Genomic DNA, 13,161 nt, shown 5'->3' with positions numbered 1-13,161 from the left:
TGCCGATGGGCAACAGTGAATTTCAGGAGATCACCTGATGACTTTAGAACAGCAAGACCGGACCGAGCAGCAGAGACTAGCTGCGCTCAACGCCCGGGTGAGGCAGGATTTGTCCTACCTCAACTATCCCGCAGCAAACTGGTCGAAACCGGTCTCCACCTCAGACGGTCAGCTTGCCAGCGATGTCGTGATCATCGGCGGCGGCATGTGCGGCCTCGTCGCCTGGCATGCCCTGACAAGGGCAGGGATCGCCAATATCCGGATTGTGGACCGCGCCGCAAAAGGTGAAGAGGGGCCCTGGGTGACTTACGCGCGCATGGAAACCCTGCGCTCGCCCAAGAACCTGCTCGGGCCAGCGCTCGGTATGGCATCGCTCACCTTCAGGGCTTGGTACACCGCCCGCTTTGGCGAAGAGGCCTGGGAAGAACTCTTCCGCATCCCGCGACCGATGTGGATGGAATATCTGAGCTGGTACCGGCAGGTGATGGAGATCCCGGTTGAAAACAACGTCCACGTCACCCGCGTCATACCACGGCCCGATGGGCTTCTGGAGCTGGAGATCGACCGCGGGAAGGCTGACCCGATCATCACCCGGAAACTGGTGATGGCAACAGGCCGTGATGGCCTGGGAGAACCGACCATCCCGGATTTTGTGAAGGGCATGCAACGTCACGTCAGCTGGGCGCATTCCGCCGACATGATTGATTTTCAGCGTCTGAAGGGAAAACGCGTCGTTGTCATCGGGGTAGGGGCGTCCGCTGTGGACAATGCAGCGGAAGCGCTCGAGCAGGGGGCCGGTGAGGTGCGTCTTCTTGCCAGGCGCAAGACAATGCCGACGATCAACAAGTTGATGGGCATAGGATCATACGGTGTCACCGCCGGCTTCGCGAAAATCGACCCTGAGTGGCGCTGGCGTCTCATGGATTATTCCGTCAAGCAGCAGACCCCCGCGCCACACAATTCAACGCTGAGAGTGAGCCGACATCCCAACGCCTATTTCCATTTCGACTGCGGTATCCAATCGATGAAGGAAGAGGCCGGCGAAGTCGTCATCACCACAATCAACGGCCGCGTTTTTCGGACCGATTTCGTGATTTTGGGAACGGGATTCTCAATCGACCCCGTCAGTCGTCCCGAACTCGAAATGTTCAACGGGCAGATCGCCTGCTGGGACGACCGCTACACACCGCCACCAGGTGAGGAAAACCCTGGGCTCGGGCGATTCCCCTGGCTGCAAGACGACTTCTCTTTCACCGAGAAAGAGCCGGGTACCGCCCCCTGGTTGCAGCAGATCCATTGTTTCAATTACGGTTCATCGGTCAGTCTGGGCAAAGTCAGCGGCGATATTCCGGCCATCAGCGAAGGTGCGCTCTGGCTTGCGCGAGGTATCGCCGCTTCGCTGTTCATCGCCGACATCGATCATCACTGGGAGGCGCTTAAGGCTTACGAAAAGCCTGAACTCGATGGGTCCGAATGGACCGATGCGGATGCCGACCCCACCATGCAGAAGACAGCCTGAGGTTAAGGCGATGAGCAGAAAAACCGTTTATTATTACCATGCGCTCAGTTCGCCCTGGGCCTATCTGGGCTGGCCACAGTTCAAGGCGCTGATTGAAAAGCACGATCTCGATGTCGTCGTCCGCCCTACCCGCATCGTCACCGAAAACGGTGGTGTTCCGCTTCGTTCCAGACCTCAGCCGCGGCAGGACTACCACGCCGTCGAACTGGAGCGCTGGCGCAAGCGTCTTGGTATGCCGTTGGTGCTGAAGCCCAGATATTATCCCACCAACAACGAGTTTTCCGCGCGCATGGTGATTGCGGCCGACAGGCAGGGTTTGCCTGCACTGGAACTCAGTCATGCGCTTCTGCGGGCACTGTGGGCGGAGGAGCAGGACGTGACCGATCCGGACGTTCGCATCGCCGTGGCAAACGGCCTGGGTCTTGATGGTCGTGCGCTGCGTGCGCTCGAAGACACGCCCGAGATCATGGCAGCCTGGCATGACAGCCACGCCGAAGCACAGGCGCGTGGTGTCTTTGGAACCCCCACCTGGATTTACCGCGACACGCTCTACTGGGGGCAGGACCGCCTGACCTTCCTGGATGACGCTCTTTCCGAGGATTGAAAAAACAATGACAGCTACACCTCCAGAAGACGTGATCGACCGCGTCCTCGGCCTTGATGAAAGCTCCGATCTGCTGAAACTCCGCGAGCGGCGCTCTAAGCTCAAACACCTGACGCAGACCAGCTATCTTGCGGCTTTGAGGCCAGCAGAGCCACGCAACTTTTCCTACGCCCTGCGGGCGGCACTTGCCGCGCGTATGTCCGCTTTGTGGAAGGCGAAAGAACTCCATGCGCACTACATCGAGCGGCTTGCCGAGGAGGAGGGAGGCTCCGACCACGCATCAGTCGCTGATCCGTCATCGGTCCTTCAGCACGCGGATTCCCGCCTGCAAGCCATCCTGAACCACGTCGATCTCGTGACCCTTACGCCGAAGAACGCGACCCGGGAAAACATTGAGAAACTCTATGCCGTTGGTCTCGACGACCGCGATATCGTCACGCTCGCCGGCCTGATTGCCTATGTGAATTATCAGGTGCTGGTCGTCGCCGGCCTCAAGATGTTGAGGGACAATTAATATGTCACAGCCCGTCCATGAATTCACCCTCGATGCACTTGACTGGCATCCTTACGTCCAGCCTGTGGACCTTGCAAACGCGACCCCCGAGCAATTGTCGGCCCTGAAGGTCACCCCTTCCAATACCAAGGTATCGGCCTATGTCCTCGTACTCGCCAACGAGGCGGAGGCGCTGAACGAGCGCACCCCGCTCTTCAACGATATCATGTATAGTGAAGGCGGATTGTCACGCGGTGGGCGCGAGATCGGCGCGCTGGCGGCATCCTTCGTCAATCACTGCATTTACTGCGCCGCTGTTCACGCCAACCGTTATATCCAGCTGGAGAAACGGCCCGAGGTCGTGGACGAAATATACAAGAACGGGCTGGATGCGGACCTTCCTGATTTCGAGCAGGCGCTGTTCAATTTCGGTGTCGATCTGACCGCCCATCCAGACAATGTGGGGGTCTACCAATTTTATCACTTGCGGGAAATCGGTCTGGATGATCTTGAAATTCTCGATCTCATCCATTCCATCGCCATCTTCGGCTGGGCGAACCGGCTGATGCATACGTTGGGTGAACCACGTCGGAAAGAATAAGTGAAGGCAACGGCAATCACTGGGACCGAGGCAGCTGTCCGCCCGTTCGGCGTCGCGCATCGCGATGTCCTCAAAATCGCGATACCAATGATGATCGCCTATCTGTCGACCCCGCTTGTGGGTCTTGTGGCGACGGGCGTCATCGCGCATATGCGAAACGAGGCGCTGGTGGGCGGGGTGGCGCTGGCCTCGGTTATCTTCGATGTCATCTTCGTGACATTCAATTTTCTGCGCGGTGCCACCACCGGCTTTACGGCACAGGCAATGGGTGCCGGCGACCGGGTAGGTGAACAGCGCATGTTGCTGAGCGGCCTTATCATCGCACTGGTGGCCGGTCTGTTGTTGCTGCTGCTCCAGGGCCCGATCGGTGCGCTTGGCATGAGCGTCATGGGCGCAGAAGGGATTGTCGCTGAAGCCGCCTCGACCTATTTCCACTGGCGAATCTGGTCGGCCCCCTTCGTTCTCTTCAATTTTGTCGCCTTCGGCTGGCTCATTGGCCGCGGTGAGGCCATGTGGAGCATGATCCTCCAGACGCTGCTGAATGGCCTGAATGCCGCCCTCAGCGTTCATTGGGTCATAGGGCTCGGCTGGGGAGTGGAAGGTGTTGCTATCGCCACTTTGGTTGCAGAAGCCGTGACCGCCGTGGCAGGCGCAGCTTTGATCCTGGCCAAGACCGATCGCTCCTCCTGGCGGCTTCCTGATATACCGGCGATCAGACGATCCTTTGCGGTCAACGGCGACATGATGATCCGCTCGTTCGCATTGCTGATCGGCCTGTCCTTCTTCACCCGCCAGAGCGGCTTCCTCGGGATCGACGTGCTTGCCGCCAACACCATTCTGCTGCGTTTTTATTTCTTCGGGGTCGCCTTCCTTGACGGTGTCGCTACGGCAGCGGAACAGCTTGCCGGCCGCGCTGTCGGTGCACGTTATCGGCCGGCCTTTGACCGCACGATCAAGCTGACGACATTCTGGGGCCTGATTTTTGCAGCGCTGGTTTCCCTGGCCTTCCTGGCCGCCGGGGATTGGGTGATTGCGCTGACAGCGCCCTCCGACGCCGTTGCGAGACTGGCCGATACCTACCTGATTTACGTGGTGGTCTTGCCGGTTGTCGGCATCATCGCGTTTCAGATGGACGGCGTCTATATCGGGTCCACCTGGTCTCGGCAAATGCGCAACCTCATGGTGGCATCCCTGATCATCTATTTCGCCGCCTGGGCGATCCTGCAGCCCCTTTACGGCAACGATGGCCTATGGATTTCGCTTCTCTTGTTTCAGGGCGCCCGCAGCATCGCCTTCCGGTTCATGCTTCCGAAACTTGCGGCGGCGACGTTCCGGTAAAGATGGGACAAAATGAGTTCCCCATCACGGCTGTTTCTTCCTTGCCAGATTGAGGAAGGCTTCCGACGCCCTCACCAGATCCTTATGTGAAACGTCGGCGCGGACAATCAAACCCTGCTCAATTCCGCCTTTGTCAACATTTGCAGGGGTATGGCCGGCGTTTTCCTCCGATCCCTGATCGTAGGTTTTGACCTTAATGATGCGGCGATCCACGCCGATGTTCTCCAGATATTGGACGGCGCGCTTGGCGCCTTCTTCGTCTTCAAAAAGTCCCGTAACGATTGGCATTGTTTCCTCCTTCCTCGCGTCCCGGCCTGATGGTGAACCACGGGCGTGCCTCATCGTTCCTTCACAGTGATCACGGGTTGTTGTCCCGATCGTGAGCAAAGAGGGGAACGCATCTCCGCAAGCGGAGTTGGGTGAGGGGTAGAATTGACATGGGGGCTCGAGACTTTGAGCGAAACAACTGTTCCGTACTGCGGACCAGCACCTGATTTCACCGACCTTGCATATGCATGGAACCTCGATCCGGTTCTCATCGCGATGATAGCGCTCGCAACCGTTCTGCTGTTTGGGACAGCGACCCAACAGGGGTCTTTCTTGCAGTGCGCCGCCATAATCTGCATTCTTGTCGTTGCGTTCGTATCGCCGCTTTGTGCGCTGACGACGGCACTTTTCTCCGCACGGGTTTTCCATCATTTCATATTGATTGCCGTCCTTGCGCCATTGCTTGCGCTAAACCTTGAAGGACGCCTGCCGCGCTTACCCTGGCGGCTCCCAGCCCTGACGGAAATTCCGTTTCTCGCGCATACCATCGTCTATTGGGCCTGGCATCTGCCGCCGGGTTATTCATTCGCGCTTTCAAACTCCCTTGCTTACTGGGGCATGCAGCTCGCCTTGATTGTAACCGCTGTCTGGCTATGGAGGACGATGCTCGTCTCTGCCGGACCGGGAAGGAGAATTGCGCTCGCACTTGCAACGATGGCGCAGATGGGCTTCCTCGCAGCCATCCTGACATTTGCTCCTTATCCGCTTTTTGCAGAGCATCTGCTCACGACCGAGTCTTATGGGATGACAGCGCTCGAAGATCAGCAGCTTTCGGGCCTCATCATGTGGACATTCGGTCTTGTCCCCTATCTCGTCGTTGCGCTTTCCTCCGTCCGGACCATGCTGCACATGACTGCATGGCGGGGGGTGGAATGATCGCGCTCTTCAAATTTGTCCATTTTTTAGCGATCTCTGTCTGGATCGCAGGCCTTGTCAGTCTTCCCGGTCTCTACGTGCAACGTGCGCATGTCCAAAACGATGACGATCGTTTCCGCCTGCAAAAGATCGTGCGGTTTTCCTATGTAAAGGTGTTGTCGCCAGCCGCTTTTTTCGCAGTCGCGTCCGGAACCACGCTTATTTTCCTGCAATCCACGTACTTATCATGGTTCAGCGCAAAGCTCGCCCTTGTGGCTATTCTTGTGTTTCTACACGTGCTTACGGGCTTGGTCATTCTCCGTCTCTTTAACGACGGCGAGATCTATCCTGTGTGGCGTTTCATTGTCGTCACGGCGTTCACCAGCATCATAGCCCTTGGCATCGTCTATCTGGCGCTCGCGAAACCGGAGATACCCGCACTGCTGCCTGACTGGTTCCATGAGCCTGGGGCACTAAAGCGTAACATCGCCCCCCTCATTCCTTGGGAGACACCATGAGGCCGATGCCGTGATCGAATATCAGCTTTCCGCCGTGCCAGCCCGCGAGCGCGGTAAGGACCGAAGCAAGGAGGGACAGGCCGAGCCCATGCGGCAAAATCTCGATCATGCCGAATGTCCTCCCTCCCCAATTGGCGCCTGCCACGGAGATCAGCGCTATTGCGGCCACACCATGCGCCCAGCTGGCAACCCGGGCGCGAATTCCCGCGACAAGAAGCAGTTCCGCCGTGCCGATGATGCCGGCTGCGACGCCGCTGAAAAAAGCGCCTCCAGATGCCCAGACTCCGGCGCGAACCCAGAACTCGTCTGCGGACCACCAATAAAGGAGGTCGCAAGCCAATGTCGTGATGACAAGGGCAATAGGGAAATGAACGGTCATTGCGTGCAGTGGATGGCCGGCAACGGCGATTGCGGAGTCCGTCGTCTTCTCCTCCACCTTGGAGATGACCGGGTTGGGTGCGTCGCTTTTTTCCATCTGAAGTTTCCTTTTCGACCGCTAACCCGCGGGAGAAGCGCGGGGTTCCGTTTGATAGCGCTCATTCCTCTGCTTTTGCTGGTTTCCGCTTGCTCCGGTGACCTCTCGACACTGGCGCCGGCAGGCCCGGCCAGTCGCAAGGTCGCGCTGCTGTGGTGGGTAATGTTGGGCGGCGCCTGCGCAATCTTCATGCTGATTGCCGTTCTGTTGGCGTTGGTCTTTTTCAGCCCGGCCTCCCTTGCTCGGGTGAAAACGCACCATTGGCTGATCGGCGGCGGCATCGGGTTCCCCATACCGATCCTGACGGCCCTGGTGGCTTTTTCATTCATGCAAGGAGAATCCCTGCTGCCACAGTCCGGGAGCGATCCGCTTCGCATATATGCGGTTTCGCGCATGTGGAAATGGGAGTTTGCTTACGAAACACCGACCGGAGAAGTCCGCATTTCCGACGTGATGCATATGCCGGTGGGCCGTGATGTCATTGTAGAGGTCACCAGTGACGATGTCATTCACAGCTTCTGGGTTCCAAGGCTTGGCGGAAAGATCGACGCCATCCCCGGACTTTCCAACAAGATTGCCCTCAGGGCGGATCAGACCGGCACCTTCGGCGGCATCTGCGCGGAATATTGCGGTACCGGCCATGCCGGCATGAGTTTCCGCGTTGTTGCTCACACGGAGAGCGAGTTTTCAAAGGTGATCGGGGGTTTGGGACAACGCTGATGAATGATGTGCGCACACCGAAGAAACACTCGTCATTAAGGCTTCACCGCGAACTCAATGAGGTCTGGAGTTCGGGCACCGGATTTCGGCGTCTCGCAGCGGTCAACCACACCGTCATAGGCAAACGCTTCATGGTGACCGCGCTTGTTTTCTTTGCCATAGGCGGGTTCCTGGGCATGCTCATCCGGACACAACTGGCCACGTCATCAAACGCCTTCATGGATGCCGAGCAATATGCGCAGGTCTTCACGATGCACGGCACGATCATGATGTTTCTGTTCGCAATTCCTTTTTTTGAGGGACTTTCGATTTACGTCCTGCCGAAGCTCATCGGCGCCAGGGACCTCGCTTTTCCCCGCCTGTCCGCCTATGGCTACTGGTGTTACCTCTTCGGCGGCGGAATGCTGATTTTCGCCCTTATTGGCGGGGCTGCGCCTGCGGGGGGCTGGTTCATGTACACGCCGCTGTCGTCATCGCAATACAGTCCCGGGATCAATGCCGACATCTGGCTTCTTGGCATTACCTTCGTGGAGATTTCCGCTATCAGCGCGGCGATCGAAATCATCGTGACGATCCTGAGGTTGCGTGCACCCGGCATGTCCCTCGACAGGATGCCGGTCTTCGCCTGGTACATGCTCGTTGTCGCCGCGATGATGCTGATCGGTTTTCCGCCGCTGATCCTCGGTTCGATATTGCTGGAGGCTGAACGGGCCTTCGATATCCCGTTTTTTGACCCGCAACGCGGCGGTAGCCCGCTTCTGTGGCAACACCTCTTTTGGCTGTTCGGCCACCCCGAGGTCTACATCATCTTTCTGCCGGCGGCCGGAGCCCTGTCGACAATTATCCCCGTTCTGGCAGGAACGCGCCTGATTGGTTACAACATCATCGTTGCGGCGTTGATCGCCATGGCTTTCCTGTCCTTCGGACTGTGGGTGCACCACATGTACACGGTGGGCATCCCCCATGTGGCGCTGTCGTTTTTTTCTGCCGCGAGCGCGCTTGTCACCATCCCGACAGCGATCCAGATATTCGCCTGGCTTGGAACCATCGCAAGCGGCAAGCCGACGATGAGCGTTCCCATGCTCCACATCCTCGGGTTTTTCTGCGTGTTCGTCATCGGCGGCCTGACCGGCGTCATGCTGGCCATGGTACCCTTCGATCAGCAGGCGCATGATACACATTTTGTGGTGGCGCATCTTCATTATGTCCTGGTCGGGGGATTTCTCTTTCCCATGCTCGCCGGGCTTTATTACTGGGTGCCGCATATCAGCGGGCGCCAGCCCGTACAGCACCTTTCCAGGGCCGCGTTCTGGATGATCTTCATCGGCTTCAATCTCACATTCTTCATGATGCACCTGACCGGGCTGCTCGGCATGCCGAGGCGTGTTTTTTCCTATCCAGAGGCTTCCCCCTGGGAGTGGCTCAATCTTCTCTCCTCAATTGGTAGCTTCATAATGGCCGCGGGCTTCATGCTGGTGGTGCTGGACTTCGCGCTGCTGTTTCGCTACGGGCGCGCCTTCAGGCGCAATCCGTGGGATGCCGGTACCCTTGAATGGGCGATGCCGACCCCGCCAGCGGCCTATGCCTTTGCGTCACAGCCGGAAGTGACTGCTAGAGCGGACAGCCTTCCGATCAACCGGATCGCGGCGACGCTCGCCGCGGGTAAAGGGTACCTCGGCTTTGTGAGATCCAGGAAAATGGAGACCATGGGGACGGATGCCGTAACCGGTGCGCCGCTGCAGATCGTCGTGTTGCCAGGACCAAGCTTTCTTCCCTTGCTGACTGCCATGTCCACGGCCGCCTTTTTCATCGCATTGCTTCTCAAGGCCTATCCGGTGGCGGTTTTCGCTCTCGTCATTATTGCTTTGCTCTTCCTGGCGTGGACGCCGAACGATGATGCCAGACAGGAACGCGGACCCGTCGTCGCGCGTGGAGAAGAACGTTTTCCGCTTCATTACGAATGCGCCGATGCTCCGTCCGTCATGGCGGTGAAACTTGCCCTGATTGCGGATACGACGCTTTTTTCCTCATTGCTTTTCGGCGGGCTTTTCCTCTGGATTTCCGCTGGTGGCGAAAAGATCGTCTGGCCGCAGTCGATATCACTGCAGACGGTTTTCCTGTTGAGCGCCGCTGTAGCCGCCATCTTTGGCGCACTGGCGAGACATCTGAGAGCGGCTGTGACGATGGCGATCATCAGCACGATTGCCTACGTGGCGGCGATCGTCTGTGGTGCAATGGTGCTGCGGGAGGAATATACGGCGGTAAGCCATGCAATCCACGGCGTTTCGGCTGCGGTCAACGTTTATCTCCTTTTGCACGGATTTGTCGGCCTGATCCTTGTGGCATTCGGGTGTTGGCGTCTGTCGAATGGCTACGTCTCGGACCGTCGCCGAAACGACCTTCGCATAGGCACCCTCTGGCATGTTCACTTGCTTTTCGCGACAGGCATATCGTTTCTTTTCCTGCAGACACTACGGTCATTAACGGAGGGAGGCTGAGATGCGCTACCGAACAGCCTTCAGTCTTGCTGGGCCCTTCATCACCTGGGCCCTGTGCTTTCTCACATTATATGCTGTGCAATTCGTCGGCTGTGCCTGGGGGTGGGATACCCGCTCCTGGGCCGGCGTTTCGATCCTTCGATCCGTACTGCTTGCTCTGTTCGGCTTATCGCTTTTCCTGCTTGTGCTGTGGACGAGGAAATTGCGGAGCAATCAAAAGTTGGGGAGCGATATCCTTTCGGTAATCTCTCATGCGGCAGCGCTCGCGGCGTTTGCTTCCACCGCTTTGGTTTTTCCCGGCGTGTTTTGGCTTAGCCTGTGTTAAGGCGATAACATCCGTCGCCGCATGTTCAAAGCTGCATCTGCGCTTCCCGCGGGCGGGACGGAAGCGGCGCCGATGGGGTCAGCGGGGTGAACCCTCAGCCAGAAGTCTGGCAACCGCATCGGCGTCTATTGCCTCGATGCGGTATCGATCGTGCGGTGTGCCACCTGTTGTTTCCGCGGCGACCATCGCATTGATCACCGCCTCTTCCACGCTCTGCACCACGGCCTGATAGACCGGATCAAGCACATCGTCATTGACCATGTCGATGCTCAACAGCGGTCCGGCCTTATGGCGCATCGGGTGTGGATTGGCCGTCGAAAAAGCGAGAAAAATGTCGCCGGAACTATTGCCGCCGACTGTGCCATTGCGGCCGATGCCTATCGCGCCGCGCCGCGCCAGCTTCCGCAGCTGGTGCGGCGCAAGTGGCAGGTCCGTGGCAATCACAACGATGATCGAGCCTCGTTCGGACAGCCCCGGGTTTTCTTGTTGCAGCAGTTTGCCAACGGGTAGACCGCCAATTGTCAGCCAGTCCCGCTGGCCGTGATTGGCCTGCACCAACGCCGCGACGGTGAACTCCTTGTCGTTAATGGCGATCAGGCGCGACGCCGTACCGGTGCCGCCCTTGAAACCGTAAGCAATCATGCCCGTGCCGCCGCCGACATTACCCTCAGCGACCGGACCGCTTCTGGCAGCGTTCAACGCCTCCAGGACGTGCTCGACCGCGACGTGTTGGCCGTTGATGTCGTTGAGCATGCCGTCATATGTTTCTGCCACCACGGGCATGATCCACAAGTGGTCGTCTCCCTCGTAGGTCGATGCAAATCGGTCAATCATCCATCGCACGGCGCTTTGATGGGCGATACCTACGCTGTGCGTGTTGGTGATCAGGACAGGCCCGACAAAGTAGCCGCCGTCCTCGATCCAGTGAGATCCCGTCATCTCACCATTGCCATTGAAACGATGAATGCCAGCGAATACCGGTACTGGTTCGCCTGCTGCGGCGTGCGGCAGTATCGCCGTCACGCCGGTACGCACCGGCAACTTGCGACCGGGGCGGGGTGTCTCTTCACGGATCGTCGAAAAGCCGACATGGATACCGGCGATGTCGGTGATGGCGTTGAGCGGGCCGGGCGTGCCGTCGAAGGCAATACCGAAGTCACGCGCGCGTTTTTTGCCTGCTGAGGTCGTCTCGCTGATCATTGGTCCCTCCGATTTTCAGGCAGCGTTCAACAAATGGTCAGTTTCACGTCGTTGTTGTCCAGGCTTTCTGTCAAATCTTCGCCCAGCGCCTTATCGGTAACGACGTGCGTGATGTCCCGCCAAGCGGCATAGCGCGCGGGGAAGAGGCGGTCGTGCTTGGAATGATCGGCGACCACGACGGTGCGCGCTGCGCGCGAAACCATCGCGCTGTAGACCGCGCCACACTCCAGGAGGGCGTCCGAAGGGCCGTCTGGACCCAGACCGCTTGCGCCAAGAATGGCGAAATCGGCGTAGAAGGAATTGAGGAATGACACGGCATAGGCACCGACCGTCGCGCCCTCGGTGGCGTGGTAGTCGCCGGGGAGCATGACCACCTTGATTGTCGGGTTGATGGCAAGCACGGTCGCCACACCAAAGGAATGAGTGAGTACAGTGATGTTCTTCATCTCGACTGCTACGCGCCTCGCGGTGTGCACTGTCGTCGAGCCCGAGCCGATCATAAGCACCTGAGCGCCCTTAAGTATCTGGACGGCCGCCTTGGCGATCCTTTCGCGCTCGCCGACAAAGAGCGCATGGCGCTCGGTCACCGAAGGCTCGGTGGAAAGCGAACGCACGGCGCCGCCATAGGTGCGGTTGAGCAGACCCTGTTCGGTCATCTCGTCCAGATCGCGCCGGATTGTCTCTGTCGAGACGTCTAGGCGCCGGGCAAGTTCAGCAACGCGCAGGCTCGGTGCCTGGTTAAGTTCAGTCAGGATGCGCGACTGGCGCACGCTTTTCGGTTTTTTCATCGCGCCTCACTCCCAATGGCTTTCCAGCGCAAAACTTGGCCGCGTGAGGAACAGCTCATTGCGCCGTGTTCAACTGCAGCAGAGACGGAGGAATTCTTGTCGGCATAAAGGGCTTCGAGTGCTTTCATCGACCAAGTTGTGTCAGGAACACTCTGGGCGAACAAGCCCGGGGCGACTTTCGTCCCCGATTGTTTCATGCTTTGGCTGCGGCAGATAGCCGATCAACTCTTCCGTGGTCATCACGTTGGCATAGATCATGTGCAGTCTGGTCAGTTCACTGACGTGGAGTTCCATGGAGCCTGCTGCACACGCGTCATCGACGACGATGACGTCGAAGCTCTCGTCAGCGAGGCTGCGGACGGTGGAAGATACACACTGGTCGGTAAAAATCCCGGCGCAAACAACGTGGGTGATGCCCATATTGGTCAGCAAAAGCCTGAGATTCGTGCCCGTCAGCGCACTGTCTGTGGTCTTGGTGACAACGATCTCGCCGTCCTGCGGGGCAATTTTCGACAGGATCTGCGAAGCTTGCTCATCCTTCGGAAGCAAAAGATTGTTCCATCCCGGCTTCTTCTGACTGAGCGAACGATCCCGGCCATCGGTGCGCAGACAAGCAATTCGCGCGAAAAACACGTCGAGGCCGAGTGCGCGAAACCGTTCCATGAGACGCCGGGTATTGGGGATGACGGTGTCATGCATGCGCTCGTGAAACGGCGTCCAGGCGTGATAGCGGACAAGATCATCACCAGATAGCGTGTCGGGAGCTGGGCGATCGAGATACGTGTTCTGCATGTCGATGACGAGAAGCGCCACCTTGCCCTTTTCAAGCGTCGGATCGTCGGGTTCCGGAGCGCCCTGATAGTAGAAGGAACGGCGGTCGGTTTTCCAGTTCATCGAGGC

Annotated in this window: 14 protein-coding genes; 9 read left to right on the top strand and 5 right to left on the bottom strand. The window is 58.4% G+C overall.

All coding sequences use genetic code 11. The features are described from left to right. The first annotated feature begins 37 nt into the window (after positions 1-37). The 5 genes from BTN45_RS18805 to BTN45_RS18785 are packed head-to-tail and all read left to right on the top strand — an operon-like array spanning position 38 to position 4,555. Positions 38-1,519, top strand: a complete 1,482-nt coding sequence (locus tag BTN45_RS18805; RefSeq protein WP_207590501.1) for an NAD(P)/FAD-dependent oxidoreductase — start codon at positions 38-40, stop codon at positions 1,517-1,519. 10 nt (positions 1,520-1,529) lie between these two features. Then, on the top strand, positions 1,530-2,123 hold the full coding sequence (locus BTN45_RS18800; protein WP_022563159.1) for a 2-hydroxychromene-2-carboxylate isomerase: 594 nt from the start codon (positions 1,530-1,532) through the stop codon (positions 2,121-2,123). A gap of 7 nt (positions 2,124-2,130) precedes the next feature. Beyond that, complete coding sequence (locus BTN45_RS18795; protein WP_042935840.1) at positions 2,131-2,637, top strand: CMD domain-containing protein; 507 nt, start codon at positions 2,131-2,133, stop codon at positions 2,635-2,637. Between the two features lies 1 nt (position 2,638). After that, positions 2,639-3,217 (top strand): peroxidase-related enzyme, encoded by a 579-nt coding sequence (locus tag BTN45_RS18790; protein WP_207590499.1) that lies wholly within the window; start codon positions 2,639-2,641, stop codon positions 3,215-3,217. After that, complete coding sequence (locus BTN45_RS18785) at positions 3,218-4,555, top strand: MATE family efflux transporter (RefSeq protein ID WP_077985855.1); 1,338 nt, start codon at positions 3,218-3,220, stop codon at positions 4,553-4,555. Between the two features lie 24 nt (positions 4,556-4,579). Here the strand turns inward: BTN45_RS18785 and BTN45_RS18780 are convergent, their stop codons facing one another. Next, positions 4,580-4,843, bottom strand: coding sequence for a hypothetical protein (locus BTN45_RS18780; RefSeq protein ID WP_077985854.1), 264 nt, complete (start codon positions 4,841-4,843; stop codon positions 4,580-4,582). A 165-nt stretch (positions 4,844-5,008) separates the two neighbouring features. Between BTN45_RS18780 and BTN45_RS18775 the strand changes: the two genes are divergently transcribed. Beyond that, positions 5,009-5,758, top strand: coding sequence for a cytochrome c oxidase assembly protein (locus tag BTN45_RS18775; protein WP_246751708.1), 750 nt, complete (start codon positions 5,009-5,011; stop codon positions 5,756-5,758). Beyond that, a complete protein-coding gene (locus BTN45_RS18770; protein ID WP_034497460.1) occupies positions 5,755-6,255 on the top strand; it encodes a CopD family protein in 501 nt (166 codons plus the stop codon). Before BTN45_RS18775 ends, BTN45_RS18770 begins: the two co-directional genes overlap by 4 nt. Here BTN45_RS18770 and BTN45_RS18765 read toward each other — a convergent pair. Continuing rightward, entirely contained in the window at positions 6,233-6,730 is a 498-nt protein-coding gene (locus BTN45_RS18765) for a DUF2231 domain-containing protein (protein ID WP_004445991.1), read from the bottom strand. The two genes, BTN45_RS18770 and BTN45_RS18765, sit on opposite strands and share 23 nt — an antisense overlap. Before the next feature lie 51 nt (positions 6,731-6,781). Between BTN45_RS18765 and coxB the strand changes: the two genes are divergently transcribed. Next, the gene (coxB, locus tag BTN45_RS18760; protein ID WP_162699273.1) at positions 6,782-7,450 is read left to right on the top strand and encodes a cytochrome c oxidase subunit II; all 669 of its coding nucleotides are present in this window, start codon (positions 6,782-6,784) and stop codon (positions 7,448-7,450) included. Further along, on the top strand, positions 7,450-9,948 hold the full coding sequence (ctaD, locus tag BTN45_RS18755; RefSeq protein ID WP_207590497.1) for a cytochrome c oxidase subunit I: 2,499 nt from the start codon (positions 7,450-7,452) through the stop codon (positions 9,946-9,948). Before coxB ends, ctaD begins: the two co-directional genes overlap by 1 nt. A 403-nt stretch (positions 9,949-10,351) precedes the next feature. Here the strand turns inward: ctaD and BTN45_RS18750 are convergent, their stop codons facing one another. The 3 genes from BTN45_RS18750 to BTN45_RS18740 all read right to left on the bottom strand — a co-directional run bounded on the left by BTN45_RS18750 (position 10,352) and on the right by BTN45_RS18740 (position 13,155). Further along, entirely contained in the window at positions 10,352-11,473 is a 1,122-nt protein-coding gene (locus BTN45_RS18750) for a P1 family peptidase (RefSeq protein ID WP_207590495.1), read from the bottom strand. Between the two features lie 26 nt (positions 11,474-11,499). Further along, entirely contained in the window at positions 11,500-12,261 is a 762-nt protein-coding gene (locus BTN45_RS18745; RefSeq protein ID WP_004445980.1) for a DeoR/GlpR family DNA-binding transcription regulator, read from the bottom strand. A 141-nt stretch (positions 12,262-12,402) separates the two neighbouring features. Continuing rightward, on the bottom strand, positions 12,403-13,155 hold the full coding sequence (locus BTN45_RS18740) for a cysteine hydrolase family protein (RefSeq protein ID WP_044459075.1): 753 nt from the start codon (positions 13,153-13,155) through the stop codon (positions 12,403-12,405). Positions 13,156-13,161: the final 6 nt, after the last annotated feature.

This window comes from Rhizobium sp. ZX09 (assembly GCF_017357485.1).
Classification (GTDB): Bacteria; Pseudomonadota; Alphaproteobacteria; order Rhizobiales; family Rhizobiaceae; genus Agrobacterium; species Agrobacterium pusense.
This window is presented reverse-complemented; position numbering and strand designations above follow the sequence as displayed.

Excerpts from the sequence above, each read along its gene's own strand:
- BTN45_RS18765 (WP_004445991.1), bottom strand. The coding sequence starts at position 6,730 with ATGGAAAAAAGCGACGCACCCAACCCGGTCATCTCCAAGGTGGAGGAG.
- BTN45_RS18750 (WP_207590495.1), bottom strand. The coding sequence starts at position 11,473 with ATGATCAGCGAGACGACCTCAGCAGGCAAAAAACGCGCGCGTGACTTC.
- BTN45_RS18780 (WP_077985854.1), bottom strand. The coding sequence starts at position 4,843 with ATGCCAATCGTTACGGGACTTTTTGAAGACGAAGAAGGCGCCAAGCGC.
- ctaD (WP_207590497.1), top strand. The coding sequence starts at position 7,450 with ATGAATGATGTGCGCACACCGAAGAAACACTCGTCATTAAGGCTTCAC.
- BTN45_RS18740 (WP_044459075.1), bottom strand. The coding sequence starts at position 13,155 with ATGAACTGGAAAACCGACCGCCGTTCCTTCTACTATCAGGGCGCTCCG.
- BTN45_RS18770 (WP_034497460.1), top strand. The coding sequence starts at position 5,755 with ATGATCGCGCTCTTCAAATTTGTCCATTTTTTAGCGATCTCTGTCTGG.
- BTN45_RS18790 (WP_207590499.1), top strand. The coding sequence starts at position 2,639 with ATGTCACAGCCCGTCCATGAATTCACCCTCGATGCACTTGACTGGCAT.
- BTN45_RS18795 (WP_042935840.1), top strand. The coding sequence starts at position 2,131 with ATGACAGCTACACCTCCAGAAGACGTGATCGACCGCGTCCTCGGCCTT.
- BTN45_RS18745 (WP_004445980.1), bottom strand. The coding sequence starts at position 12,261 with ATGAAAAAACCGAAAAGCGTGCGCCAGTCGCGCATCCTGACTGAACTT.
- BTN45_RS18805 (WP_207590501.1), top strand. The coding sequence starts at position 38 with ATGACTTTAGAACAGCAAGACCGGACCGAGCAGCAGAGACTAGCTGCG.
- BTN45_RS18800 (WP_022563159.1), top strand. The coding sequence starts at position 1,530 with ATGAGCAGAAAAACCGTTTATTATTACCATGCGCTCAGTTCGCCCTGG.